At 61.7% G+C, this 23,862-nt stretch carries 22 protein-coding genes; 10 read left to right on the forward strand and 12 right to left on the reverse strand.

The window, feature by feature from the left end; all coding sequences use genetic code 11:
• Positions 1 to 10: 10 nt before the first annotated feature.
• From AC1DX0_RS03235 to AC1DX0_RS03245, 3 genes are read right to left on the reverse strand one after another with little or no spacing between them, the layout of a single operon-like run.
• Positions 11 to 781: a glycosyltransferase family 2 protein gene (locus AC1DX0_RS03235; protein ID WP_477354258.1), complete on the reverse strand. Its 771-nt coding sequence runs from the start codon at positions 779 to 781 to the stop codon at positions 11 to 13.
• Positions 782 to 830: 49 nt separating this feature from the next.
• The gene (locus tag AC1DX0_RS03240; RefSeq protein ID WP_477222420.1) at positions 831 to 1,745 is read right to left on the reverse strand and encodes a UbiA family prenyltransferase; all 915 of its coding nucleotides are present in this window, start codon (positions 1,743 to 1,745) and stop codon (positions 831 to 833) included.
• A gap of 3 nt (positions 1,746 to 1,748) precedes the next feature.
• Positions 1,749 to 4,535: a hypothetical protein gene (locus tag AC1DX0_RS03245; RefSeq protein ID WP_477222419.1), complete on the reverse strand. Its 2,787-nt coding sequence runs from the start codon at positions 4,533 to 4,535 to the stop codon at positions 1,749 to 1,751.
• Positions 4,536 to 4,638: 103 nt separating this feature from the next.
• On the opposite strand from AC1DX0_RS03245, the gene AC1DX0_RS03250 reads away from it, so the two are divergent.
• From AC1DX0_RS03250 to AC1DX0_RS03260, 3 genes are all read left to right on the forward strand, one after another.
• Positions 4,639 to 5,430, forward strand: coding sequence for a sulfotransferase family protein (locus tag AC1DX0_RS03250; protein WP_477222418.1), 792 nt, complete (start codon positions 4,639 to 4,641; stop codon positions 5,428 to 5,430).
• 280 nt (positions 5,431 to 5,710) lie between these two features.
• Positions 5,711 to 8,284, forward strand: coding sequence for a glycosyltransferase (locus AC1DX0_RS03255; RefSeq protein ID WP_477222417.1), 2,574 nt, complete (start codon positions 5,711 to 5,713; stop codon positions 8,282 to 8,284).
• A 56-nt stretch (positions 8,285 to 8,340) separates the two neighbouring features.
• Entirely contained in the window at positions 8,341 to 8,595 is a 255-nt protein-coding gene (locus AC1DX0_RS03260; protein WP_477354261.1) for an ATP-binding cassette domain-containing protein, read from the forward strand.
• A gap of 76 nt (positions 8,596 to 8,671) precedes the next feature.
• On the opposite strand, the gene AC1DX0_RS03265 is transcribed toward AC1DX0_RS03260, so the two are convergent.
• The 3 genes from AC1DX0_RS03265 to AC1DX0_RS03275 all read right to left on the reverse strand — a co-directional run bounded on the left by AC1DX0_RS03265 (position 8,672) and on the right by AC1DX0_RS03275 (position 11,611).
• Entirely contained in the window at positions 8,672 to 9,343 is a 672-nt protein-coding gene (locus AC1DX0_RS03265; protein ID WP_477222415.1) for a 4-carboxy-4-hydroxy-2-oxoadipate aldolase/oxaloacetate decarboxylase, read from the reverse strand.
• Between the two features lie 66 nt (positions 9,344 to 9,409).
• Entirely contained in the window at positions 9,410 to 10,432 is a 1,023-nt protein-coding gene (locus tag AC1DX0_RS03270) for an amidohydrolase family protein (protein ID WP_477222414.1), read from the reverse strand.
• Positions 10,433 to 10,501: 69 nt separating this feature from the next.
• Positions 10,502 to 11,611: an alcohol dehydrogenase catalytic domain-containing protein gene (locus AC1DX0_RS03275; RefSeq protein ID WP_477354264.1), complete on the reverse strand. Its 1,110-nt coding sequence runs from the start codon at positions 11,609 to 11,611 to the stop codon at positions 10,502 to 10,504.
• A gap of 281 nt (positions 11,612 to 11,892) precedes the next feature.
• Here AC1DX0_RS03275 and AC1DX0_RS03280 point away from each other — a divergent pair, with 281 nt between their 5' ends.
• Positions 11,893 to 12,249 carry a DoxX family protein gene (locus tag AC1DX0_RS03280; RefSeq protein WP_477222412.1) on the forward strand — a complete coding sequence of 119 codons (357 nt, stop codon included), beginning with the start codon at positions 11,893 to 11,895 and terminating at the stop codon, positions 12,247 to 12,249.
• A 57-nt stretch (positions 12,250 to 12,306) separates the two neighbouring features.
• Positions 12,307 to 12,924 carry a TetR/AcrR family transcriptional regulator gene (locus AC1DX0_RS03285; protein ID WP_477222411.1) on the forward strand — a complete coding sequence of 206 codons (618 nt, stop codon included), beginning with the start codon at positions 12,307 to 12,309 and terminating at the stop codon, positions 12,922 to 12,924.
• A 72-nt stretch (positions 12,925 to 12,996) separates the two neighbouring features.
• Here the strand turns inward: AC1DX0_RS03285 and AC1DX0_RS03290 are convergent, their stop codons facing one another.
• The 5 genes from AC1DX0_RS03290 to AC1DX0_RS03310 all read right to left on the reverse strand — a co-directional run bounded on the left by AC1DX0_RS03290 (position 12,997) and on the right by AC1DX0_RS03310 (position 18,527).
• Positions 12,997 to 14,568 (reverse strand): bifunctional 3-(3-hydroxy-phenyl)propionate/3-hydroxycinnamic acid hydroxylase, encoded by a 1,572-nt coding sequence (locus tag AC1DX0_RS03290; protein WP_477222410.1) that lies wholly within the window; start codon positions 14,566 to 14,568, stop codon positions 12,997 to 12,999.
• A 52-nt stretch (positions 14,569 to 14,620) separates the two neighbouring features.
• Positions 14,621 to 15,658: an Ldh family oxidoreductase gene (locus tag AC1DX0_RS03295; RefSeq protein ID WP_477222409.1), complete on the reverse strand. Its 1,038-nt coding sequence runs from the start codon at positions 15,656 to 15,658 to the stop codon at positions 14,621 to 14,623.
• 32 nt (positions 15,659 to 15,690) lie between these two features.
• The gene (locus AC1DX0_RS03300) at positions 15,691 to 16,572 is read right to left on the reverse strand and encodes an alpha/beta hydrolase (protein ID WP_477222408.1); all 882 of its coding nucleotides are present in this window, start codon (positions 16,570 to 16,572) and stop codon (positions 15,691 to 15,693) included.
• Positions 16,573 to 16,675: 103 nt separating this feature from the next.
• Positions 16,676 to 17,575 (reverse strand): VOC family protein, encoded by a 900-nt coding sequence (locus AC1DX0_RS03305; protein WP_477222407.1) that lies wholly within the window; start codon positions 17,573 to 17,575, stop codon positions 16,676 to 16,678.
• A 103-nt stretch (positions 17,576 to 17,678) separates the two neighbouring features.
• A complete protein-coding gene (locus AC1DX0_RS03310; RefSeq protein ID WP_477222406.1) occupies positions 17,679 to 18,527 on the reverse strand; it encodes a fumarylacetoacetate hydrolase family protein in 849 nt (282 codons plus the stop codon).
• Between the two features lie 250 nt (positions 18,528 to 18,777).
• On the opposite strand from AC1DX0_RS03310, the gene AC1DX0_RS03315 reads away from it, so the two are divergent.
• Entirely contained in the window at positions 18,778 to 19,932 is a 1,155-nt protein-coding gene (locus AC1DX0_RS03315; RefSeq protein ID WP_477222649.1) for an alcohol dehydrogenase catalytic domain-containing protein, read from the forward strand.
• Positions 19,933 to 19,993: 61 nt separating this feature from the next.
• Positions 19,994 to 20,536 carry a cupin domain-containing protein gene (locus tag AC1DX0_RS03320; RefSeq protein WP_477222405.1) on the forward strand — a complete coding sequence of 181 codons (543 nt, stop codon included), beginning with the start codon at positions 19,994 to 19,996 and terminating at the stop codon, positions 20,534 to 20,536.
• A 66-nt stretch (positions 20,537 to 20,602) separates the two neighbouring features.
• Here the strand turns inward: AC1DX0_RS03320 and AC1DX0_RS03325 are convergent, their stop codons facing one another.
• Positions 20,603 to 21,559: a LysR family transcriptional regulator gene (locus AC1DX0_RS03325; protein ID WP_477222404.1), complete on the reverse strand. Its 957-nt coding sequence runs from the start codon at positions 21,557 to 21,559 to the stop codon at positions 20,603 to 20,605.
• Positions 21,560 to 21,662: 103 nt separating this feature from the next.
• On the opposite strand from AC1DX0_RS03325, the gene AC1DX0_RS03330 reads away from it, so the two are divergent.
• The 3 genes from AC1DX0_RS03330 to AC1DX0_RS03340 form a co-directional block, all read left to right on the forward strand.
• The gene (locus tag AC1DX0_RS03330) at positions 21,663 to 22,844 is read left to right on the forward strand and encodes a cytochrome P450 (RefSeq protein WP_477222403.1); all 1,182 of its coding nucleotides are present in this window, start codon (positions 21,663 to 21,665) and stop codon (positions 22,842 to 22,844) included.
• Between the two features lie 29 nt (positions 22,845 to 22,873).
• Positions 22,874 to 23,173, forward strand: coding sequence for a 2Fe-2S iron-sulfur cluster-binding protein (locus AC1DX0_RS03335; RefSeq protein ID WP_477222402.1), 300 nt, complete (start codon positions 22,874 to 22,876; stop codon positions 23,171 to 23,173).
• A 15-nt stretch (positions 23,174 to 23,188) separates the two neighbouring features.
• Positions 23,189 to 23,862 (forward strand): NAD(P)/FAD-dependent oxidoreductase (locus tag AC1DX0_RS03340; RefSeq protein WP_477354267.1); only part of this gene is annotated, 674 nt, incomplete at its 3' end.

The raw sequence follows: 23,862 nt of genomic DNA on the forward strand, positions 1-23,862 counted from the left end.
AGGCGGTGGCTTATGAAAAGAGCCGGAAGCGGATGAGATACCAGATCGCCTTGACGCCATCGCGCCAGCCGATTTTCTTGCCCTCCTCGTAGGTGCGGCCGAAATAGCTGATGCCGACCTCATAGATACGCCAGCGGTTGGCCAAGGCAATCTGGGCACTGAGTTGGATCTCGCAACCGAAATCGTTGCAGGTCAGGCGCAGGTGCCTCATGACTTCMCGCGTGAACATCTTGTAGCAGCACTCGATGTCGGTGAGGGTCTGGTTGTAAAGAAGATTGAACACCAATGAGATGAAGCGATTTGCGACATAGTGGTGGAAATAGAGCGAGCGATGAGGCCGGCCGTAGAAGCGTGAGCCGTAGACGACGTCCGCCACTTTGCGCCGGTCGATGAGGTCGTAYATGACGGCCCAATCCGCGGGATCGTATTCCAGGTCCGCGTCCTGAACCACAATGACATCACCGTTGGCTTTCGCCAGCCCGGTCTGCAGGGAAGCGCCCTTTCCGCTGTTTTTGTCGTGGTAGAGCGGCATTATCGTGACGCGGGCAGCTGCTGATTCATTCGTGATGACCAGGTCTCCGTCGACCCCGACGGTTATACAGGTGCCATTGCGGGCACCGGTTGGAAAATTGGCCAGCAGCCACTCCCGCGTACCATCGCGGGATCCGTCGTCGACGATGATGATCTCCTTCTCCACCGTGGGAAGCGCCGCACTTGCCATCGCCAGCACGAGCGGCAACGTCGCGACTTCGTCGTAGACCGGTATGATTACAGAGAGCATGAAACCTCGGGCCTATGATGTCGGCTTCCGCCGGAGCCGGCAGTGCCTGTCAAGACAGGACGACCGACACGGTCATGACGACGCCGACAGCGGCGAACAGCACCCGGTAGCATCGTTGCAGCCGGCGAAGACTCTCGGGCGTCAGACCAGCCCGTATGGCCTGGAAGGAAGCCAACAGGTGCACCGGAATGAGCCCGGCGGCAAAGACGAGTGTTGGTGGCACAAATCGGAGCGCGCCCAAGGCAGCCACAAACGCATATGCCAGGATGAAGAGAACGAGACCGGCGCCGAAGCTTCTTGCCTTGCCGAAAGCCACGGCGTTCGTCCTGATCCCGTTGAGGCGATCGACCTCATGATCACTTGCCTCGTGCGTGAAATGGCCGGCGGTGAATACCAGCCCGAAGAAACAACTGACGACAAGCGCCCGAATGTCGATGGCGCCGAAAGCCGAATAGCCCAGCAGGAAATGCACCGACCCGCCGACGAAATGGAGGGCCGAGTTGAGGAGCGGAGACCCCTTCCAATGCAACGCGGGAGCAGAATACAGGGCGCTCAGCCCGGCAATCACCACGGCGAACAGGAGTACTCTCGTGTTGAGCAACCCGAACAGGACAAGACTGATCGCGAGCAACAAGCCCGCGATGTAGCCGACTTCCGTTCGCGTCAGACCTTTTGCGGCAAATGTTCTGTTGGCTCGCTTCGGGTCTTTGACATCGCCGTCGATTCCCGACCAGTCGTTGATAACAAAGACATGAGCCACCAGGCAAACATTTGCCGCCATCATGACGGCCAGGGCCAGGACATGGGTCACCGAAAATGACCCGGCTGAAAAAACCGCGCCGATCAGCGGTGTTGCCTGGAGCGCGGCGACTTCGTCGAACCGGATGCAAGACAACCAGCGTGCCGCCAGCCGATACGCTGCGGGGCGACTTTGAACAGCTGTGTCGGTCGTGATTCTCGTCAATTGTCACCCGCACTTCTGTTTTGGGCCGCCAGAGGCACAGGGAAGTTTTGCAAGCATGATCTCATTCTCGAAATAGAGCCTTAACCAGAGCGCATATCCGAAATCCTGTGACCAATAGAAGCGTTTTACCGTCGCCGTGAGGTCATTGTGATAGAGGAGCGGAGGCGCGCGGCTAAGCAGGTCGAAGTCGTCCGCGGCAATCGCACGCAGCAATTCGCTGGTTTGCTGATAGAATTCATACGAGCCACCACCAGTCTCCATCTGCCGAAGCTGCTCCGCGGCCCGAACCCAGATGTCCTGGCCGGGCGTTTCAGTCCGTAGTCGCGCTTGCGGGAACTGTGGCACGCATCCTGCCTTTTCCAGATCCGCCAAGCGCAGCCTGACCATAAGCGGCGCACCGGCATAGTAGACCCAGATATCGTCGTCGGCCGCCTTTAGCGACAGCGCTTCGCAGAGCGCATGCGCGGCTGGCTTGTCCACCTGCTCGAGAAACAGCAAAATATGCATCTGGATCCCTACATCGGCCGGGTTGGGGTCATGTCCAGGATCAAGGCATTGATATTTGTCGCGCGGCGCGAGCCAGGTCCGATAGAGGCCGTCCGCCCGCTTGAATTCTGTCATCATGGCAAGCGCGGATTGCCGCAATTCCATCCTGTCGCTGGGCGCGACACGCCAGGTGAGGGCAGTGTCGTCCGAATCCGGCGTGATGGCGCAGCCAAGAGTTCCAATCGTTGGCGCGTCCGGTCGTCCGTGATAGCGCACAAGCCCGCTTTGCTCGATCTGGGTGGTCAGGAACTGGCGCACCCTTGCCAGCATGTCGGTTGCACCCGCCGCTTCGGCCACCGGATTGAGTACATCGAGGATGACGGCGTTGAGATAGGTATTCATCTCCTGGCGCGGCTGCTCGAAGCGCGTTGCGGACGAATACGCCGTCAGCCAATAACCGCTGGCCTGCTGGCGGCTTTCGAGCATCTGCCGTGCGCGCCGTGCTGCGCTCGGGAGGTCCGTGACATGCTCGAAAGCTTCGTTGCCTTGCGCGACGAAGAGTGAAGTCTGCTTCAGCAGGCGCGGCTCGCCGCCTTCGGTGGCGCGCACCAATACCGCCAGAAGGTGCTCTCCTGGGGCGAGTTGATCGATTGGCATGGTAAGGCGCCAACCGGCCGGGCTCGATTGCCCAAGCGTCTTCTCGACATCGGGCCGCGAGAAGAAGGCCCTGGTTCCAGCGCCGGGCCGGCCATCGATCAACACCGCGACGTCACTTGGAGAATGGTTGTTGGTCAGTGCCCATCCCAGGACCTCGACCTGTCGGCGCACGAGCCCGCCGGTGCTTGCCTCGCCAGGCAGGATGTTGACGGCATCGATATTGCCGCGCAGATCAACGATCAGGTCGGGTTGGACGTGCGGATGCATCAGTTCCGCGACAAAGGCGGCATTGCGAATGTCCCATGCGGGCCGCATCCGGTCTGGTCCCTGGGTGGAGATGACGGGCATATCGGCAACGCCAGTGTACCAGAACGCGCCAACGGTCTGGATCGAGATTGCCACAAGGGATGCAAGCGCAAATGCCACCCGCCCGCTGCGGGAAAGAGCCTGGACCACGGGCGGAAGCAGCCAGATGAGCATGGGCAGCATGTCTGTCAGCCACCGCGGACCCCAGGACAGACCCTGCCTCCAATCGATCATGGCATAGAGAAGCAACTGGATGACCATGGCGCAGCCAACGGCCGCGGTGAGTCCCCGCCCCAGGCGCTCGGTTGCTATTCGTCGGCAAAAGATCAGAACGAACATCAGGAAGGGCGAAAATACAAATAGCCCTCGGGTCGGGCTGAAAAGCAGGCCAGCAATGCCGCCCACGATGCTGTCGTTGAAATTGTCGGCGCGGACATGGACCGCATAAGCTCCGGCAACATTGCCGACGAGCATGATGTTGTAGCTCAGGACCAAAACAACGGGGATCAGGCCCGCCAGGACGAACAAAGGCCGCATGCGGCCGGCCCACCACAGGCCGTAGAGACCAAGCCCAGCCGCCAGAATGGCATCGGGCTGACGGTTTGCTGCGATAAGTCCGCAAAGCAGGCCTGCCAGGAAAATCCGCCACGTTGTGGCAGGTCCCGTGAGCAACAGCATCGTAGCCACGATCAGGACTTGGGCGAGCCCGTGCATCCACAGAGCCTGACTGCTGATGACCCACGTCGTCGTGCCAAATGCATAAAGCAGCGTGAGAATGACGGCCATGTTTTGATCGGTGCGCCGTCGCAAAAGCAGATAGATCAGAGCGACCGACAGCGCCGCCAACGAAGAAGCACAGAGCTTTTCCATGATGCGTGCGACTTTGTCGAAAACCAGCGGATCGGAACCATGATGGTTCAGATAGACGACGGCCGGCAGGTAAAACGGGGAGAGGATGACCGGAACAACAATGGGAAACTTTGAGACATAGTTGTCTCCACGAACCTTCAGAATCCAGTGAGCCGTATCGCCTTTCTCCAGCGTTGCCGGGGGCTTTCGTCCCTGAGCTACGGTGGTCAGAATTGGGTTCAGGGTCAGGCTGTGGTTCTGCCAGATTGAAAAGGGCAGGTAGCGCGCTGCATAGCTGTCAGCCGCCGTTATCGAGCGCAGGTTTGCATTGTAGACAAGAAGGGAAAGAAGCCCGAGCAGCAGCGCGACGGCCGCATCGCGGGCGCAACTGCGCCGAAACGCCGGCTTCGATGCCGCCTGGTCCGGGACACGGGTCGTGATCGCCCCAGTCGCCAACAATCTTCCCCGTTGTGATTTTCTGCCAAAGGTCATAGGGGCACGCACCGCGTTCGACAACGATCGTCTTGGCGCTTCAACAGGATCGTTTAGAGTGCTGGAGTCGCGCCTGGTTTACCGGCCGTCCCGAGAGGTATAATTGCTGGCATTGAACGAGCAGTCCCCAAGGCGGGCAAATCTCATCGGTATCGGCGCGCCGCGAACAGCCACAAGCAGTCTGGCCAGAATGCTTGGCGCCACGCGGAAAGTTTTCATACCCCCGGAAAAGGAAGTTAATGGCTTCGGCATCGACGCCGATATGGCCGAAGCCCGCTATGAAACGCGCTTCGCCGACGCACGCAGTGACTGCCGCTATCTGGCGGATATCTCTCCGGTCTACCTTTCAAGCCGGCAGGCGGCCGAACGGATACAGTCCTACAATCCCGAAGCAAAAATCATCGCAACGCTGCGGGAACCCGTCAGCCGTGTGATTTCGCAATACAGACACATGAAGGCAAAAGTAGACGTGTCCCTCGGCCCGGAACTCGCGTTTGATATCGATGCGTATCTGAGAGCCGGGCTCGCCGAGATGAAAAGCGCGCAACATCAGGAAAATTCCTGGTACTCGGCGTCTCTGAACATCGCCCACTCGTTCTATGGCAGCAACCTGCGCCGCTACTATGATCTCTTTCCCAGAGATCAGATAATAGTCCTCATCTATGAGGATCTGATAAGACCCCGCCGCTTCTGGGAAAAGGGGATATGGGAACAAGATCTGCAGAGGTTCCTGGGCATCAAAGTCAGCCAGAGAGTTTGGGACAATCGCGCGAAGGGCTCCAAAATGGCTGTTTCGGATGAAGTAGCGGGCGACTTGAAAGCGTTGTTCGCGGCAGAGGTCGCCATAACCAGCGACCTGATCGGACGCGATCTGAACCAGATGTGGGGCTACTGACGCGCGCCGTGTCRAAGCGTTCCCAAATAGCTTCAACTTGGACCCTACACTGACCCCAGTTCCGATCCGTATCGAGACCGTCGATCCGCCGCGAGACTTCCCCCTTTTCACCGAGTACTTGACCAGCCTTGTTTGATGCCCACAGTCCTGGGCCGTGATGCCTGTTGTCGACGCCGGCTCATTTGCCACGCCTGTCCTCCCGCGTTTGAATTGTGGCGGCTCAACGCATGCGCTATGGCGAAGTTTCTAATGTACCGGCGAGGGAAGATTCGAGCCAAGCATGAGGAATGTGTTTTTTACGATTTCGTCGTGGAACTACCTCCACTATTCCCGGACCGTGGCATCCTCCTTCGCCCGTCATCATCCCGATTTTTCATGTGTGATCGCGATCTGCGACAAGCCTCGCGATGACCTGGGAAAGGACGCGTTTCCCGAGTTCGACGATCATGTTTTTTTCGACGATCTCGATCTTCCGGATCGTCATGCTCTGAGTTTTCGCTACGATGTCATGGAGCTGAACACGGCCATCAAGCCGACGATGTTTCGTCGACTGTTCGCCGAAGGTTTTGATCGCGTCATTTACCTCGACCCCGACATCTTCGCCTATCGTCGCTTCGACGAGCTGTTGGCGGCGTTTGACGCCGGAGCTTCCTCGATACTGACGCCGCACGCGCTCGAACCCAACCTTCATGCAGAGAGTCCGAACGACCTGACCTTCCTGCGCGCCGGCGTCTACAATCTGGGATTTCTGGCCCTGGCCAAGACGAAGGAGACGCTGGCCCTGCTGGAATGGTGGGAGACACGTCTGCAAAAGGAATGTGTCTGGACCCGGATATCCGACGGAATTTTCGTAGATCAGAAATTCATGGACCTGTGGCCGGCCTATTGCCCCGGCACGCACATCCTGCGCGATCCGGCCTACAACGTGGCGTATTGGAACCTGGATTCGCGCACGATCACGAAGAAGGGCGACGACTACGACGTCAACGGTTCGCCGCTGGCCTTCTTTCACTTCAGCGGGATCATGCCCAGCGATCGAAGTGTCCTCTCCAAGCATCAGCAGCGCTGGAAGCCGAATTCCACCCCGGAATTGGCGACCTTGCTGACGGACTATCACCAGCAATTGGAAGATCACGGCGCCAGCAGATTTTCTTCGATGCCCTACGGCTTCGGGACATTCGCCGACGGAACCGCAATTCCGATCCTGGCGCGCGTGCTGTTTCGCGAGAAGCTTGAGCCGATCGAAGGTGACCCCTTCGCCGTCATGCCCGACTATCTCGACCGTCCAGCCGATGTCGATCCAAATCCCGGTGGCGTGGTCACGGAACTCGCGCGCACACTTTGGGCGGCGCGGCCGGATTTGCAGTTCCACTTCCCGCTCAGGGAAGCCCAGGCGCAGGTCAACTTCGCCGACTGGTATGTCACCGGCGGTGCCACGTCGGCTGGGATCCCAGCGCGGTTCATTGACACCGTTGCCAAGAGAATTGATCGGCTCGGCTCATCCATCACGGCTGCAGAAGGTGTGACAAGCGCTTCAGGCAGAGCGGTATCGATCGCCACGCGTCGTGTCGCGCGTGGTATTTATAGAGCTCTGCTGAGGGCCGAGCCCCGTATTCGATGGCTCTACAGAAAGGTACCGGCGGCTAGGCGAAGGCAGGTTCTCGATGCGCTCCTGCGACGCGGATGGCCCACCAATTTCGACGCAACAACCAAGGCCGCGCTTGTGCCCGGTCTTTCTCTGATCGGTTATCCCTTTTCGGAGACGGGCGTTGGCGAGGGCATGCGTCTGTTGGCAAGCTCGATCGAAAGCGCCAACATCGGCTACGACGTCACGAATTTCGATCAGCAGGTAACCTCGTCACGTGGCGATCGGGCGCTGGCGTCTCGAGTTGCCGAGCGACCATCGAAAACGGTGAACGTTTTCTGCGTGAACGCTGACATGCTGGGATCGACCATCCAGGGAATAGGCAACGACATTCTTCCCAACAGGTACAATGTCGTGCGCCCGTTCTGGGAATTGCCCAACATCAATCCGCAATGGCTGGACGCCTTGCAGCAAGTGGACGAGATCTGGGCCCCGACGACCTTTGTCCGCGACGCGTTCGTGGCGGGGACGGATCGCCCCGTTACGCATATTCCGGTCGCTATATCCATCCCACCCGACATAGCGCCGAACCGGGAGCGATTTCATATTCCCGCCACCTCGACCGCATTTCTCTTCGCGTTCGATTTTTCGTCCTACCCGGACAGAAAGAACCCGGATGCCGTCCTGCAGGCATATCTGCACGCGTTCGGGCAAGACAGCGATCGTCGGGTGTCCCTCGTCATCAAGACAATGGGAAGCAGCCCGCAAAAAAAAGCGATCCTGAATACAATTCGCAGCCTGGCACAGGCGGACAACAGGATCATCCTGATCGACGAGGTTCTGACCCGATCCGAAACATACAGCCTGACGGCATCGTGCGATGTCTTTGTGTCTCTACATCGCTCGGAAGGCTTTGGATTGGGAATTGCCGAAGCCATGGCCATGGGCAAGGCAGTCATCGCGACGGACTATTCGGGAAGTAAGGATTTTGTCAGCCCTCAGACGGCATTTCCGATTCCTTACCGGCTGATCGGCGTGGAACCTGAACAGTATCCTTATTTTATCCCAGGGCAGAAATGGGCGGACCCCGATGTCATCGAAGCCGCCCGGATCATGACGTTACTGGCTGGGCAAAGCGATTTGATCACCGCCATCGGCGAGCGTGCCCGCTCCTATATGGCCGCAATGCACAGCCCACAAGCCGTGGGCAAGATGATCGCAAACCGCCTCCAGGATATCCACGGATACAGAAATCTCTATTTGCGCTAGTCGAGACGCGAACCGAGCAATAGTTGAATTTCGATCCGGGGCACATGAGCGAGCCCGTGCTTTCTATCCGTCATCTGGTCAAGCGCTTCGGCGGCCTGACAGCGGTCGATGATGTCAGCTTAGATATCGCGGCGGGCGAAGTGGTTGCCTTGCTCGGCGACAATGGCGCCGGCAAGTCGACATTGATAAAATGTGTCTCGGGAGTCTATCAGCCTGATGGCGGCGAGATCTGGTTCGGCGGCAAGCCACAGATTTTCTCGAGCCCGATTGCCGCCCGCGATGAAGGCATTGAGACCATCTACCAGGAGTAAGGGCGCGCCGGCCATAACATAGGTCGTTAGCCCTTTCGATTTCCGTTTCTACTGCGCGCCTCATGGCAAGGCGTCTTTATTCGTAGATGAGGCCCTTGCGCTGCAAGCGCTCGCGCATGTCGTTGACATCGAGACTGAACTTGCCCGCGGCATAGAGGCTGCGCTTTTCTTCTTCCATCGCCTCGCGCTTGCGGGCGATTTCGAGGATCTTTGCAGCGGTTTCGCGCGGCACCACGCACACGCCGTCGTCATCGGCTACGATCACGTCGCCGGGCCGGATGTGGGCCCCGGCGCAGACGATCGGCACCTGGACGTTGCCGAGCGTCTCCTTGACCGTCCCCTGTGCGCTGATCGCCTTCGACCAGACCGGGAAGGCCATGGAGCGCAAGGTCGACACATCGCGCACGCCAGCATCGATGATGAGGCCCCTGATGCCTTGCGCCTTGGCCGATTCAGCCAGCAGGTCGCCGAAATAGCCGTCGTCGCAAGGCGAGGTCGGGGTGACGACCAGGATGTCGCCTGGTCGCGCCTGTTCCAGGGCGACGTGGATCATCCAGTTGTCGCCCGGCGCGACTTCACAAGTCAGCGCGTTGCCGCCAATCCTGGCGCCATCATAGATGGGCCGCAGCCGCGCGGCGAGCAGGCCCGTCCGTCCCTGCGCCTCGTGAACCGTGGCCACGCCAAGTTGGCCAAGAGCATCGCAGGTCTCGATCGGCGTACGCTCGGTCTTCGTGACGACTTTGGCCATCGGTGTTCTCCCGTAACGATGAGGGGCGGCCGTCTGGCCGCGCCCAAACAGTGCTCATAGGTCGACCTAGCGCCCTTGCGCCTTCAGCCGCGCATCAAGCCTCGGATAGACCTTGCGGGCATTGCCTTCGAACACGGCGTGCCGTTCGGCCTCATCGAGCGAAAGCGCGTCGATGTAGCGCCGCGTGTCGTCGAAGTCGAAGCCGGTCTCCGGGTCGATGGCCTTGACCGCTCCAAGCAACTCGGAGCCGAACAGAATGTTGGCCGGACCAACGACGCGAAACAGCGTGTCGATGCCTGGCTGATGGTAGACGCAGCTGTCGAAGTAGACGTTGCGCAGCAGGTGCGCGCCCAGTTCAGGCCGGCCCAACATCATCGCCAGGCCACGATAGCGGCCCCAGTGATAGGGCGCYGCACCGCCGCCATGCGGGATGATCAGCTTGAGATCGGGAAACGCGCTGAACAGGTCGCCCTGGATCAGCTGCATGAACACTGCGGTATCGGCATTGATGTAGTGCGCGCCGGTCGTATGCAGGCACAAGCTGCAGGAGCCGGAGACATGGATCATGGCCGGCACCTGCAGCTCGACTAGTTTTTCGAAGAGCGGGTACCAGTAGCGGTCGTGGATCGGCGGCGCCGACCAGAAGCCGCCGGACGGATCAGGATTGAGGTTGCAGCCGACGAAGCCAAGTTCGACGACGCAGCGCTCGATCTCGGCAAGGACCGGCTTCAGGTCGCCGCTCATCGATTGCGGCAGCTGGCATACGCCGGCAAAGTTGGCCGGGAACATGTCGACGATGCGGGCGATCAGATCATTGGAGATGCGCGACCATTCGGCATTGTTCTCCGCGCTGCCGATATGATGGCCCATGCCTGAAGCACGCGGCGACAGGATGGTCAGGTCCGAGCCGCGCTCGCGCTGCAGGCGCAACTGGTTCTGTTCGACCGTTGCCTTCAGCACGTCGTCTGCAATGCGGGGATAGGCAGGCCTCAAGTCGCGCGTGCCCTCGACGAACTCGACCTGCGCCTTGCGAAAGGCATGATGGTCCTGCGGTTCGCTCGTGTAGTGGCCGTGGCAGTCGATGATCATTTCGGTTCTCTTCGCGACGCGATCCGGCAAGCGGCGGATGCCGAGATCCGCCGCCGCCGATTGTTGCGCCTATGGTTCGAGCACGTAGTTGGTGAAGCCGCCGTCACCGGAGGCGACGCCGTTGATAGCCTCGTTGATCCGCTCGAGCGGATACGTCCTGGCCTCCAGCACCGAGAGATCGATCGTGCCGGAGCGGACCATGTCGGCGATCTCCATGCCCTCGGCCGTGGTCAGCCAGGCCGAGCCGATCAGCTCCATCGAATTGTCCATCCACCATTTGGTGTTGAACAGCATGTCGCTGCCGGTGCCGCCGATGTTGACGATGCGGCCGCCGCGTTTGACGCCCATCATGGCATCCTTCATGGCATTGACGTCGGCGACCGCGCCGAGGCAGTCGAGCATGAAGTCGGCGCCGAGACCACCGGTCTGCGAGCGGACCCAGTCGGCGACCTTGCCGTCCTGGTTGGAGAAGGTCTGGATCCGGTTCGGGGCAAGCTGCTTCAGCCGCTCGAGCAGGGGCTTGCCGCGTGCCACCGCGTAGATCGTCGAGACGCCCATGGCGAGCGCGAAGAGGGTGGCGCCGACGCCCAGCGTGCCCGTCGCGCCATTGATGATCAGCGACTTGCCGGTCGGTATGCCGAACTTCTTGATCGCGGAATAGGACGTGCCGAGGTACCCCATGCGGGCGGCCTGCGGAAAGGTCATGTTGTCGGGAATCTTGACGATCGCATTCTGCGGCGCGCACATGAACTGGGCGAAACCGCCTTCCGGATAGCGCTTGTAGATTTCGAGGCTTTTCTCGTTGAAGCCGAAATAGCCGTTGAAGGTGAAGTACTCGCACTTCGCCTGATGGCCGCTGACGCAGGCATGGCAGGCGCCGCAGGAACGCAGCGGATTGACGTAGACGCGGTCGCCAGGCTTGATCGCCACGACTTGGTTGCCGACCTGATGCACGATGCCCGCGGGGTCGAGGCCGAAGATCGCGGGCTTTGTCGGCAGCGGCTGATGTGGGTACCAGGTTTCCCAGTTGTTCAGCRCGTTCGCGAGGTTGGGCACCATCCCGCAGGCCTTGACCTCGACGACCACATCCGTGCCGGACGCCACCGGTTTCGCCACCTCCTCGACACGCATCGGCTCGTTCACGGCATGTAGCCGTGCCGCCCGCATCATGATCGTCATCGTCTGTTCCTCCCAATATGTCGGTTCCCGGAGATGCCGCATTGACATTCCAACTGGATTGCAGATACCGTACAGTATCTGGATTGGATGACGCAAGAGCCGATTTCCACTGACGAAAGCATTTGCAGGAGATCTCGGCGTATGCCGTGCCGGTTGCGGCCCGGCGATGAACGCTTTCGCCGCGCGAACTTCGCTCGCTGAATGAACGTGGCGCCATCCAGGCAACAAGGACAGATGAAAGGGCATCGAAGGCCCGTTCGGCGTCCTACACGGAGGGATGAGTGCCGGAGTTTACGCTAACGCCAATCGATCTTCTGCGCATTCTGTGCGGGCTCTGGTTCCTTCCGCATCTCGTCGGAAAGATCAGGAACTTCGAAAAGGCGACGAAGACGTTCGAGGCCGCGGGACTGAAGCCAGGAAAGCCTTTCATCGTGCTGACCATAGGGCTGGAGTTTCTCGCCGCCGTTGGAATGGTGTTCAACATTCATCCGCGATGGGCGGCGGCGTGCGGCGTGGCTGTCTTGCTGGGGGCGGCCTATGCGGTGGTGCGCATCAATGGGCCACGCTGGCGCTGGCAGCTGATGGGCCCCGAATACCCGATTTTCTGGGCGCTTGCCTGTATTGTTTCGGCCTTCTAACCTTCGGCCGATTCGGATACCAGAGGTATCCCGATAGTGGACTGGAAGGACTAAAAGATGGCGCGACTGACACGCGAACAGAGCCAGGCTCTGACCCGCGAGAAGCTTTTGCTGTCGGCGAGCGAGGTCGTGGCGCGCGACGGTTATTCCGGCGCGACCATCGAACGCATCGCGGAAGAGGCCGGATATTCGAAGGGCGCCTTCTATTCGAACTTTGCCACCAAGGAAGAGATTTTCCTTCAACTGCTTGAGCGCCATGCCGGCGGCGACGTGGTCGAACTCACCGGCCTGCTCGACGGTTACGATGACCCGAAAGAGATCATCGACGCGATGTGCAATTGGGCCAACCAGCGCGCGAAGGACAAGCGGTGGGGAACGCTTGCCATCGACCTGCTGCGGATCGCCCGCCGGGACAACACGCTAGAAGAGCGGCATCTGCGCTTGTTCAAGGACCAGTGGGTGGGCCTGGGCAAATTGCTGTCCGGRAAGCTTTTCCCGTACGGTGGTTCCGATATCGAACCACTCTATGTCGGCGGCGTCGTTCTCGAACTCATCTATGGCGGCCTGTCCAGCTTCATGAAGGACGATTCGCCGGGTGAGATGGTGAGGGCCACGCTCACCTCGATGCACGAAGCCCATCTCTACAGGCACTTGAAGCAGCCAGCCCGCAAATAAGGCCGCTTCCAACACGCACCGGTCAGTCTTGGCTCGCAGCCGAGGCCGTCCAGGCGCACGACGCAAGCACCGTCATTGGGTTGGTGCCGCCACCAGCATCATCTGAAGTTGACACACGAGCTGCTCGGCCTCCCTTGTGCCGGCGGCTGTACCGAAGACCACATGGTCGGGACGCACCAGGGCGGCGCGCGCGCCCTTCGCGGTCAGCCAGTTGACGAGAACGCGGTCCTCTTCCATCAGCAGCGAAGGGTAGGATTTCTCCTGCGCCACGCGATGCACGGCAATGCCCACCTCCCGCGCCTTGTCCAGGAGGGTAGGAGAGGGGTCCATGTCGCCGGCGATGAGAAGCTGGAATCCTGGCGGCGACGCATCGTCGAGCCGCATCCGGCCGAAAGGCCCGATAACCCAGGGTTGAGGACATGGCTCACCGGCGCCAGGGCTCGGCGAGCCGTCGATGTTGCTGGCGACAAGTCCGTGACGGATGGGCGGAAAGAGGTTCTGCCGGATCTGAACACCCTGGCCCGCGCGCATGGCTGCGGCCATCTCGGCATCACGCGCCTGCGCCTTGTCCGGATCCAGCTCGCAGATGAACTGTCCAAGCCGCTTGGTGATGTCGATGACTTCGCGCATGAACGGCCTGCGCTCGGCCTGGTAGGTGTCGAGCAAGTGCTCCGATCCGCCGCCGATCACATGGGCCAGCTTCCATGCAAGATTGGCTGCATCCTTGATGCCTTGCACCATTCCCTGCGCGAGAAACGGCGGGGTCATGTGGCAGGCATCGCCGGCGAGAAAGACATTACCCACGCGCCACTGCTCCGCAACGAGGGCGTGGAAGTTGTAGGTCGCCGAGCGCCACAGCCTGGCCTGTTCCGGCCGAAGCCAGGGCGAAAGCAATTGCCAGATCCGTTCCGGGCGGTTGATCTCCGCCGGATTTTCGCCCGGCAGGATCATGAACTCCCAGCGGCGTAGCTGATCAGGCCCACACACGTAGGTGTGCGGTCTCGCGGGATCGCAGAACTGGACGTTGGTCTCCGGCAATGGCGCCTGCTGGTCCTCCAATATCATGTCGACCACGAGCCAGGGTTCGTCGAAGTCGAGGTCCTCAAGCGCGACGCCGAGCCCGCGCCGGATGAAGCTGTTCGCGCCGTCGCAACCGACGACATAGCGCGGGTCGCGCGTTGTGCGCTCACCGCTCGCCTTGTCGTGCAGCTTAAGGACCGGTCTTTCGGGATTCTCAAGGCCGACGAGTTCCGTTCCGGTGCGAAGCGTCAGATTGGCGAACCTCTTGCCATTGGCGCGCAGGGCCTGTTCAAGCTGCGGCTGCAGGAAGGTCTGGTAGGGCGGCCAGGCAAGCGGGTAGGGTTCGGAAGGGGACTCGAACCGGCGCAACAAGGTCCCGTCGGCGGACCTATATTCCGATGGACGATAGTGCCCCGTCGCTGCGGCCACGGCGTCGGCCGCGCCGATGTTCTGGAAGACCCGCATCACCTCATGGTCCATGCCGATCGCGCGAGGCAGGGCATAGACGTCGTCCGCGGCGTCTATGCCTTCCACCCCGACGCCTGCTGCCGCAAGAAGATTGCACAAGGTGATGCCGACCGGTCCGAGCCCGACCACCACGACGTCCGCCTCATCATGCGCCATCAGTGATACTCCCGTCCTCTCTGGCCGGCACGGTGCGAACTGCCGCGCGGCATCACTGCAGGAAAGTCGGCACCGAGAGCCCCAGCCGAACGGCTACATCGGTGAGGTTCCTGGCCGTGCCCTTGGCCAGCGGGATGCCGTTGGCGGTACGCTCCCGCCTGGTCTGGAAGCCACGTTCGCCAGGCAGTTTCACGCCATCGGAGCCGCCTGCCGGATCAAGCGCATGGATCGCGCCGGCGAGGCTTTCCACCGAGGTGAGAAAGGATGAGCTGTCGCCGAAGGCCGCCGGATTGATGGCAAGCATGAGGCCATTGAAGCCGCCTTTCTTTTCGCCGCGCAGGAACGGCGCGATGACCGCATTGCCCATCAGCACGCTCGACAGAATTTCGATCATCAGCGACAGGCCGGATCCCTTCGGTCCGGCCATCGGCAGGATGGCGGCCACGGCATGTGGATCCTGTGTTTCGACGCCGTTGCCGTCGATGGCCCAGCCTTTGGGGATCGGGTTGCCCGAATCCTTGGCCGCCATGATCTTGCCGAGCGCGACGGCGGCGGTCGACATGTCGAGCACGATCGGATCGGCGCCGCCCGGCCGTGGAACGGCGATCGACAGGGGGTTCGTCGACAGGGCCTCGCCCTTGGCGCCGAAGTAGCTCATGAGCGGCCTCGACGCGGTCATGGCGATGCCGATGAGGCCGCGGCCGGCCAGTTGGGTGGTGAAGTAGCCGATTGCGCCGGCATGCGATATGGCGCGGGCGCCGCACCAGCCGATGCCGAATACTTCGGCCAGATCGCCGGCCTTGCCCGCCGCGTGCATCATGGCGCCGGCGCCCGGCGCCTTGGCGTAGTCGAAGACGCAGGTCGCCCCGAACTCCCGGATCAGCGTCGGCTGCTGACCAGAGCACACGACGGCGGTCTTGATCATCTCGATGTAGCGCGGGATCCTGAGAACACCGTGCGAATCCGTGCCACGCATATTGGCCCACACCAGCAGCCGCGCGGTCTGTGTCGCCTCGTCCGGCGTATAGCCGGCAGCATGCAGGAGCGCTGCGGCAAAATCGGTCAGTTCGGTTTCCTGGGCGACGGGCATGCCTGATGTCTCCTGGTCTGGCCGCATCGACCTCAAGCGACCGGCGTTGCCGGGAAGAATTTGTCGAGCCAGCCCTTGATCATCACCTTGGTGCGCGGCGCGTCCTCAGGGGCGAGCGGGAAATGGGCGGTGCCCGTGATCAGCATCAGTTCGGCCGGCTGCCCGGCCTTTTCGAACAGGCGGATGGATTGCTCGGTCGGCGTGATGATGTCGTCGGCGGTGTGGAAGAACAGGGCCGGCCGCGGTGCTATATTGGCCACCACGTCATCCGCCCTGAAGTTCATCATGCTCCATGCCGTCTCGGTCGGGATTTCCATGATCGCCTTGGGCGACAGGTTCTTGCGCAGTTTTTCCGGGATCGGCACGGCGTCGAAGCGCGAGATCCACAGGCTCTCGCCCGTCGCGCGCTTGTGCTCGCGCCCCTTCTCGAGCAAGCCCATGAAACGCTCCCAGGCCTCCGGCGTGGGATGCTGGCCGCGGAACTTCCGCTCGCCGTGGCCCCAGCCGCATGAGGAGATGACGCAGGCGAACCGCTCATCGATCCCGGCTGTGTAGACTGACACCGCGGCGCCGAAGCTGTGGCCGGTGATGCCAATTCGCTTCGGGTCGATCTCGGGGCGCTTGGCGAGGAAGGTGAGCGCGTTCTTTGCGTCGGCGACCTGATCGAAGCAGCGCACCTGGGCGCGCTCGCCCTCGCTCTCGCCGCAGCAGCGGAAGTCGAAGCGCAGCGCGGCATAGCCGAACGCTTCCATCATCTCCGCCTGGATCTGGGCGTGCGACTCGTCCTTGGAGCCGACGAAACCGTGGCAGACGATGAACGCCGGCAGCTTCTGTCCAGGACGGTGGCTGTCGGGAATGTGCAGAATCGCCGACAGTTTCAGGCCGTCGGATTCGAACGTCAGTTTTTCCTGCATGGCAATCTCCTATCGAAGCAGCGCCCACACCCTGGGTTGAGCTGCTTCGCCTTGCTTCCTTGTACGGTCTGCCGAAGCGCGGCCCGCCGCCGCACCTTCCTGGTCAGTCGATCCTGGCGAACGGAAAATGGTGCTCGCGCCAGTCCTGGGGGGCGGGAGACCCCCAGACATTCATCTGGCGGACGTTTCCTGGGCGCTCCAAATTGGTGATGACGTTCGGCACGAAGTGGGCGTCGTCGGCAACGGTGTGCATGGCGCCGGAGCACTCGACCATGGCTCCGCTGGCGTCCAGATAGTAGGCGTAGGTGTTGTCGCCCGGACGGTGGCGGCCCGGCCCCCAGAGGAGCTGGCGGTCGAACCCGTCGAGAATGTCGCCGAGCCGGCAGTAGTCGCTGAAGTGGCTGAATTCGAAGGAATAGTGGTGAAGCCCGACCGGGCCCTTAGCCAAACCCAGGATGTGATGCTGGCGGTTGCCGCCATGCATCCAGCTCAGCGCTTCGTTGACCATGCGCTCGGTGAGCTGCATGCCGCAGATTTCGGAGAGTTGCCGCCTGGTAACGACCGGGTCGGGTGTGATGAGATTGATGTGGTCAAGCCGCCGCGGCTTGATACCGTTGGTTGGGAAGCGCGGATTGTACATGTCGTCGCGCGCCGGGGTGTGAACCTCGAAGCGCAGTCCTTCCGGCGTTGCGAAGGTCACGCCGGCATCGCAACAGGCCAGGCTGGGTTCGCGCGAGAGGATCCGGCAGCCGGCACCGTCGACGCGCGAGGCGGCTTCCGCGACGGCCTCGGCGGTCAGCGCTTCGAGCCCGATCGTATGGCAGGAATTCTCATCGGATTGGAGCAGAACGAGTTCGGCCTTGCGGCCGTTCGAGCTCAGCCATGTCTCGCCCGCCGTCTGCTTGGTGATCCGCAGCCCGAGAATCTCCGTCGAGTCGTGGATCACGGCCCCGACGTCACGGACATTCAGCTTTATGTGACCGACCCCAAATACCAGGTGCATCACTATCCTCCTCTTGCGGTCGCAGCGTGGCCCTGGCGATCTCCTTAGAGCAAACTCAATCCGACGGCAATAATTTTCGAAAAAAAGATATTATTACGAAATATTAGAGGTGGCTGTCTGAACGGACTGTGTTTCGCAGCGTTCCAATCCCGTGGATCTCGATCTCGACCTCGTCGCCGGGGAAAAGGAACTCCGGCGGATTGCGGCTGGCGCCGAAACCCGAGGGGGTGCCGGTAACGATGACGTCGCCAGGGTCGAGCGGGGCGAACGTCGAGATGTAGGAGATCAGCCAGGGGATGTCGAAGATCATGCGATCGATCGCGATCGACTGCTTGGTGACGCCGTTGACCCGGCTCTCCAGAAGGAGCCGCGCCGGGTCCGGGATCTCGCGCGTGCAGACCATCCAGGGGCCGAACGCGCCGCTGTGGTAGAAGTTCTTGCCTGGCGTGAACTGGCTCGAGTGTTTCTGCCAATCGCGCACGCTCCCCTCGTTGAAGCATGCGTAGCCGGCGACACATGCCATCGCTTCGGCGCGCGCGATCTTGTGGGCGCGGCGCCCGACGATCACCGCCAGTTCGCCCTCGAAATCCAGCTTTTCGGAAATCGCCGGCTTCAGGATCGCGCCTCCATGGCCGATCTGTGCTTGCGCGTGGCGCATGAACAGCAGGGGAAACTGCGGCGCCGGCTTGCCATCCTCGTGGAAGTTGGTGGCGACGCAGAAGATCTTGCCCGGGTTGGGTATCGGAGGGAGCAGGCTGACTTCGGCCAGCCGCAGGGTTTCGAAATCGCCCTTGTCGGGCGCGATGTCGGGAAAGCGGCTGCCGAGATGGGCTTTGAGATCCAGCGGCGCGCCGGGAACGGAATCCAGGCGCAGGATCGTTTCGCCGTCGACGATTCCATAGCCGGCACCGGAGTGGTCAACGAAGGAAGCGAATTTCAAAGGCTCACCCATTCAAGACGTGCCATGAAGGCAGGCACCTCTGCAGCGGAGTAAATCGGATTTTCGAAAATATGCAAGTCGTTGGAAGGCGGCGGCAAAGCGAACCGATTTCAGACCGAAATGGCCTGATCGCTGGTTGAGCATGGTGCCGATTTCCACCTGTCACAACAAAGTTACGAAAAAATATTGATATTTCGAAAAAAGTGTGCGACCACCGATCTGGCCTCGGGAGGAGGCCCAGGTGCGCGCCGAAAAGTTCGGCATGCACTGGTTCGAGCGAACGGGAGGTATCGACGTGACAGCAATTCCGCAGACGATGAAGGCGGCGCGCATGCACGAGATCGGCGGCCAGCTGAGGATCGAGGAAGTGCCGGTCCCGAAGCTTGGGTCGATGGACGTGCTCGTTCGCGTCAGGTCGTGCGGCATCGTGCCGAACCTCGCCAACATCCTGGCGATGTGGCCGACCTGGTTTCCCCACATGCCGCAGCCGCCGCTGCCGGCGATCTTCGGCCTCGACCCGACCGGCGAGATCGCCACGGTCGGCAGCCAGGTCCACGGTTTGAAGCCTGGCGATCGCGTCTACGTCAATCCGGGGCGCTCCTGCGGCTCTTGCCGTCATTGCCGGCGCGGTGACATGATTTCCTGCCGCCACTACGCCTTCCAGGGCTATTTCGGCTTTAGCCACGACGCGCTGCAGACATTCGAAGACTACCCGGTCGGCGGCATTTCCGAGTACATGGCCGCGCCGGCATCGGCGATCGTCGCGCTTCCAGACAACATGACCTTCGATCAGGCGGCGCGGCTCGGCTACATGGGCACAGGCTATTCCGCTCTGAAGAAGGCGCAGGTCGGCCCTGGCGACACGATCCTCGTCAATGGCATTTCCGGCACGCTCGGCATATCGATCGCGGTGTTCGGTCCGTCCTTCGGGGTCAAGAAGATTCTCGGCACCGGTCGCGACAGGAAGCTGCTGAAGGAGATCGAGGCGCTGGCGCCTGGCATCATCGAGACGCATTCGCTGGACGACGGATCGCCCGACGAATGGGCCCGTTCCAGGACGGCGCATGGCGAAGGGGTCGACGCCTTCATCGACTGCAACGGTCCCGGTACCCCGCAAGAGCCTTTCCTGGCGGGTCTCAGGGCACTGCGCCGTGGCGGTGTCGCCGTCGACATCGGCGCCGTGATGGGTGCGGTTCCCATTGACGTGCACATGATGATGGACCGCAACCAGCGTCTTATCGGTTCGGCATGGCTGACGACATCCGAGGGCCAGGAAATGGCTGACCTCGTCGGGATCGGCAAGGTCAGCTTCGACCTCCTGGAAACCCATGCAACGCCCATGAGCAAGGTCAATGAGGCCATTTCGGGTATCGCCCAGCGCCATGGCGGGTTCTCGAATTTTGTGATCCATCCGTAATTGCATACGTAGTAGTATGTTGATACCGGATGGTATCCATGTTATTTGGGAGGTTCAAGACATGAACATTCGCCGCATCGTCACAGGAAAGAACGCCGCAGGAAAATCGGTATTCATCAGCGACGGCGCCTCGCCGCGCGAGATGGCGCTGCGGCACACGCCCGGCTTCGTTTCCTCCCCGCAGTGGAAGGTCGACGGGACGCCGGATCTGGCCAAACGCGACGGCGTCGATCCGATGGCGAGCGAGGGCACGATGCTGGCTTCGGTCGGGGGCTCGGTGTTCTGGATGATCACCTTTCCGCCGGACAGCGTGATGATGTCGCCCGACTGGAAACCCGAACTGGCGGGTCCGGAGCATGTGAAGGCCGCGCCCGGCATCGCCGAGTGCTTCGAGATGGACAGCCCCGGCATGCACCAGACGCCGACGGTCGACTATGTGACCGTCGTCAAGGGCCGGCTTGTGCTCGAGCTTGATGACGGCAAGACCGTTGAGCTGAAGCAGGGCGATACGGTGGTGCAGCAGGGCGCGCGTCATGCCTGGCGCAATCCCTTCGACGAGCCGGTGACGATCTCGGTCGTCATGCTTGGCGCGACGACGGCATAGCCGCGTCGCACGCATCGCCCACCGGCCCTCCGTTGGGCGGCGTCGACGTTTTCTCTCTCTCCGGGCCTACTGTCGGTCCGGTACGTGGTCGCCCCTTACTGCCTCGTGCACGTCCCCGTCGCCGAGGTTCTTCTCAGCGACCTCAGCCAGGATCTGGCGGGCCCAGCGGTGCAGACCGGAGTGGTGCGTGCGCTCGGTCCAATAAATGTCGACCTGGATGAAGACGTCCATCGGGAAAGGGCGGAGCGCGAGTCTGTCCGACAGGCGACGCGCCAGCCGATACGGAATCGTCGCCACCAGCTCCGACCCGGGAATAAGCCGCTCCAATATGTCGTGGCTCGACACGGTGACCTCCGGCTGCATCTCGATGCCCTTTGCGCGCAACGCGGCGAAATAGAGGGCTTCCCAGCGTCCGTTATGCGTGACCGCGACATGCCGCGAGGCGCAGTAGCGGTCGAGCGTCAGCGTTCCCTGCGCCAGCGGGTGCGCCGGGTCCATGACGCAGGCGTAGTGATCGGTGAACAGTTTCCTGCGGTAGTAGATGTCGCCGAGGATCGCGACCGGTCCAAGCACGATGTCGCATGTGTTCTGCTTCAACTGCTGCTTGCCGTCGACAGCGGATTCGAAGATGTGGATCGTCGCTTTCGGCGCCTCCTTCTGCGCCCGGCGCACGAAGTCGGGAATGACGAACATGCGCTCGTGGTGGTTACAGGACACCGTCACGCTTCCTTCGGCCGTGGTTGGGTCAAAACCCGTCGGCGAAGACAGCGCGGCCATCTGCTCAAGGATGCCGCGCGCCTGCTGGGCGAGCTGATCGCCCTTGTCGGTTGCCACGATCGAATTGCCCTGACGGACGAACAGCGGATCGTTGAAGGCCTTTCGCAGCCGTTTGATGGCGTAGCTAATGGTGGACTGGTTGACGCCAAGAAGCTGGGAGGCATCGGAAAACGAGGCGCGGTCCTGGACGGCAACAAGCGTCTGCAAGGCCGCGAGGTCTACACTGGCAAGCTCGTCGGGCAGCATGGCCGTTCTCCTCCATGCAAATTTTCGATGACCTCTATCTAACTCATCGCATTGCTGAATACACGTCGATTTCGTACCTCGTTCCCCCAACAGGGAGGAAACCATGTACGAAGCCGTGAAAGTGGTCGACGACGTCTCTTTCGAAGACCTGCTTGCCAATCCGTATCCAGTCTTCAAGCGCGTCCGCGACCTCGGACCGGTCGTCAAGGTCGAGGCGGCCAACATCATGATGGTCACGCGCTTCGACGACGTCATGGCCATCGAACGCGACCCCGATACGTTTTCCTCCATCAATCCGCAGTCGCTGCTCAACACGGTGATCGGGCCGAACCTGATGCGCAAGGACGGCGACGATCATGCCCGCGAAAGGGCCGCGATGGATCCGAGCCTGCGTCCCGGCGTCGTCAAGCGCTGCTGGGCCGACCCCATGCGGGCCATTTGCGACGACGTCATTTCGCAGATCGAGCACAAGGGTGAGGCCGAGCTCTTCGAGGAACTCGCCGCGCCGATCGCGGCGCACGCGCTGGCCGACATATTGGGTTTCGACGGCGTCGACTGGCGCACGATGGCGCTGTGGTCGCAGTCGCTCATCGACGGTTCCGGCAACTACTCGCACAACGCGGAAATCGCGCTCAAGGCGAAGGAGGCAGCCAGCGGCGTCGAGAGCGCCGTCGACAGGATGCTGCCCCATCATCGGGCCAATCCAAATCCTTCGATGCTGTCTTCGATGCTCCAGGCCGATCCTGCGCAGACGGTCGAGCAGATATACGCCAACATCAAGGTCGCGATCGGCGGCGGATTGAACGAGACCCGCGATTCGATCCTGACGCTGATCCTTGGCCTGCTGCAGAACCCGGATCAGCTCGCGCGCGTTCGTGCCGAGCCTTCGCTCTGGGGGCAGGCCTTCGAAGAAGCGGTGCGCTGGATCTCGCCGATCGGCATGTATCCGCGCCGCTTGACCCGCGATGTCGAGATATCTGGCACGCTGGTCCACAAGGGCGAGCAGGTCGGTCTGTGCGTCGGCGCCGCCAACCACGACGACCGCCGTTTCAGCGATCCGGAAAAGTTCGATGTCTTCCGGGAGAAGAAGTCCCACCTGGCGTTCGGCGCCGGATCGCATTTCTGCGCCGGCACCTGGGTGTCGCGCGCGCTGGTGAGCCAGCTCGCCGTACCGATGGTGTTCGAGCGGCTGCGCAATCTCCGGCTCAAGGACCAGGAACTCGTCCGCGTCCGGGGCTGGGTGTTTCGTGGCCCCACGCACATGCCTGTTGTCTGGGACGCTTGAGGGAGAGAGCCATGCCAACGATCAGATTCATGCTCGCGAACGGCGCCGAGCTCGCCGTAGAGGCCCAGAACGGCCGCAGCTTGATGGAAACCGCGCTTGAACACAGCGTTCCGGGCATCATCGCCGAATGCAACGGCTCGGCGGCCTGCGCCACATGCCATGTCGTGCTTCCCGAGGAAATCCTGCTGGCGCTCGGACCCATCAGCGAACATGAAAACGACATGCTGGACTTCGCCGAAGCGCCGCGCGAATCCGGAAGCCGGCTGAGTTGCCAGATCAAGGTCAGCGATGCGCTGGACAATATTTCTGTCCGCATTCCGGCCGCCTAGCGGTTGAGGCCGATCATGTCCCTTGACGCCGATCATCCCGCCGCGGCCGTGCCCGGCAACGAAAGCAGCATAATCATCGTCGGTGCCGGCCAGGCCGGCCTGTCCACGGCCGAAAAGCTGCGGGCAAACGGCTTCGCGGGATCGATCACCCTGATCGGCGAGGAGCCCGATGCTCCTTACCAGCGTCCGCCGCTGTCGAAGGCTTATCTTCTCGGCGAACTCGAGCGCGACCGGCTGAAGCTGAAAGCGGAGGACTGGTACGCAAAGAACCGGATCGCGTTGCGATTGGGAACGCGCATCGCATCCATCGACCGTTCGCGGCGGTGCGTGTGTCTGGCCGATGGCGCCGTGCTCGACTACGATCGTCTCGTGCTCGCAACCGGCGCGACCGCCCGAAAATTGCCGCAGGCGATTTCGCGCGGTCTTGCGGGCATCTTCACCATACGAACGCTCGCCGACATCGATGCATTGCGGCCGACGCTCGAAAAGCACGGCAAGCTCCTTGTCATCGGCGGCGGATATATCGGGCTCGAGATCGCTGCCGTCGCGCGTGGGCTCGGCATGACGGTAGCTGTGGTGGAAGCCGCCGATCGCCCGCTCGCGCGGGTGGCCTCGGCGCAAACAGCCACAGCGGTCGAGGCGCTCCACCGCTCCAGGGGCGTGGCGTTTCATCTCGGCAAAGCGGTGAG

The sequence above is a fragment of the Mesorhizobium sp. P3_A9 genome (genome assembly GCF_056402975.1).

Coding starts and splice junctions, on each gene's coding strand:
- AC1DX0_RS03290 (WP_477222410.1), bottom strand. CDS start 14,568: ATGGCGCATGATGAGGCGGACGTCGTGGTGGTCGGGCTCGGACCGGTC.
- AC1DX0_RS03330 (WP_477222403.1), top strand. CDS start 21,663: ATGTACGAAGCCGTGAAAGTGGTCGACGACGTCTCTTTCGAAGACCTG.
- AC1DX0_RS03335 (WP_477222402.1), top strand. CDS start 22,874: ATGCTCGCGAACGGCGCCGAGCTCGCCGTAGAGGCCCAGAACGGCCGC.
- AC1DX0_RS03265 (WP_477222415.1), bottom strand. CDS start 9,343: ATGGCCAAAGTCGTCACGAAGACCGAGCGTACGCCGATCGAGACCTGC.
- AC1DX0_RS03245 (WP_477222419.1), bottom strand. CDS start 4,535: ATGACCTTTGGCAGAAAATCACAACGGGGAAGATTGTTGGCGACTGGG.
- AC1DX0_RS03315 (WP_477222649.1), top strand. CDS start 18,778: ATGCACTGGTTCGAGCGAACGGGAGGTATCGACGTGACAGCAATTCCG.
- AC1DX0_RS03320 (WP_477222405.1), top strand. CDS start 19,994: ATGAACATTCGCCGCATCGTCACAGGAAAGAACGCCGCAGGAAAATCG.
- AC1DX0_RS03255 (WP_477222417.1), top strand. CDS start 5,711: ATGAGGAATGTGTTTTTTACGATTTCGTCGTGGAACTACCTCCACTAT.
- AC1DX0_RS03325 (WP_477222404.1), bottom strand. CDS start 21,559: ATGCTGCCCGACGAGCTTGCCAGTGTAGACCTCGCGGCCTTGCAGACG.
- AC1DX0_RS03300 (WP_477222408.1), bottom strand. CDS start 16,572: ATGCAGGAAAAACTGACGTTCGAATCCGACGGCCTGAAACTGTCGGCG.
- AC1DX0_RS03305 (WP_477222407.1), bottom strand. CDS start 17,575: ATGCACCTGGTATTTGGGGTCGGTCACATAAAGCTGAATGTCCGTGAC.
- AC1DX0_RS03295 (WP_477222409.1), bottom strand. CDS start 15,658: ATGCCCGTCGCCCAGGAAACCGAACTGACCGATTTTGCCGCAGCGCTC.
- AC1DX0_RS03310 (WP_477222406.1), bottom strand. CDS start 18,527: ATGGGTGAGCCTTTGAAATTCGCTTCCTTCGTTGACCACTCCGGTGCC.